Source organism: Mucilaginibacter lappiensis (assembly GCF_900155965.1).
GTDB classification, from domain to species: Bacteria; Bacteroidota; Bacteroidia; order Sphingobacteriales; family Sphingobacteriaceae; genus Mucilaginibacter; species Mucilaginibacter lappiensis.
Genome location: NZ_FTMG01000036.1, coordinates 1 through 1,520, shown reverse-complemented (window position 1 = coordinate 1,520; position 1,520 = coordinate 1). Strand labels below are relative to the sequence as shown.

Annotated in this window: 1 protein-coding gene; it reads left to right on the top strand. The window is 43.9% G+C overall.

Annotated elements, in window-relative coordinates; translation table 11 throughout:
• Positions 1–1,520: non-ribosomal peptide synthetase (locus BW976_RS28815; RefSeq protein WP_139332467.1), on the top strand; the 1,520-nt coding region annotated here is incomplete at both ends.

The following is a 1,520-nucleotide window of genomic DNA, read 5'->3' as shown; positions in this document are numbered from 1 at the left end:
CCCGTTGGAACTTTGCGGATGCTTGACAAACAGGAAGAGGACCAGTTGCTGAATGAATTTAACCAGTTTGAGCTGCCCTATCCATCGAGCACAGTGATAGAGCTGTTTGAAGAGCAGGCATTGGTTTATCAGGATAGAGCAGCCGTACGTTTTGGAGATGTTGTTCTGAACTATCGGGAGTTGAACGAGCGTGCCACGAAACTGGGAGCTTATTTAAGGCATGAATATAATCTTCAGACGAATGACCTGGTAGGAGTCATGCTGGATACGTGCGAGTGGTCATTAGTATCGATTTTAGGCGTACTAAAAGCAGGGGCAGCCTATGTGCCGATAGATATTACCTTGCCAAAAGAAAGACAGGCTTTCCTGATCAGGGATACAGGAATTAAAGCATTGATCATTTCCTCTGAGAGTTTGTTTGATGTGATTGACTTTGAAGTGCCTGTGTTTTCTGTAGATATACAATTGGGCGACCTTGCGGCTGTACATGAAACAGCGATAGTTAAAGGAGACCTGGCGTATGTTATTTATACTTCCGGTACAACCGGTCAGCCGAAGGGCGTAATGGTGAGTAACCAAAATATTGTAGATTACTATTTTGGATTGAAAGATGTGTTAACCGGGAGTTTGTCTTTTGGTTTAATGTCCTCATTGTCAGCAGACTTGGGAAATACGGTAATGTTTGGGTCTTTGTTAAGTGGGGGCACCTTGCATTTGTTTGGTAAACAAACATTGATGAACCCCGGTTTATTGCACAGTTATTTTATTGCCCATGCAATAGATTGTATTAAAATTGTACCATCCCACTGGAGCGCTTTAGAAACCTTGTTACCCAAAAAGACCATTATTTTCGGTGGAGAAGCATTGCCTGTGAGCGTTATAGAAAAGATCAGGACGGCAGACCCCTTGCTGACAGTGATCAATCACTATGGGCCCACAGAGACAACGATAGGTAAGCTGTTGCATAAAGTAGATCTTAACAGGGATTATCACATCATTCCGATTGGCCAGCCATTTTCAAATACAGAAGTTTATGTGGTAGATAGTTTCTTATCGCTATGCCCGATTGGTGTACCAGGAGAGCTGCTGATAGGAGGAGATGGTGTGTCTGCGGGGTACTTACACCAGGCCGTACAAACAGCGGATAAGTTTATCACCAATCCGTTCGGCCGTTCATCTAAGCTGTATAAAACAGGCGATCTTGTTCGCAGACTTACGAATGGCGATATAGAGTTTATAGGCCGGGTAGATGACCAGGTGAAGATTCGTGGGTATAGAGTTGAGTTGGGCGAAGTGAATAAAGTGTTGTCCGACTTCGTGGGCGTACAGCAAAGTGTAGTATTATATAAACAACAGCGCCTGATCGGGTATGTAGTATGTGAAGATGGGTTTGATAAAGAGGCGATCATGAATTATTTGAAGGATCATTTGCCGGATTATATGCTCCCTGCGGTATTGATGTCATTGACAGCGATGCCGCTAACGGCCAATGGGAAGGTGAATAAGAAAGCTTTGCCAGA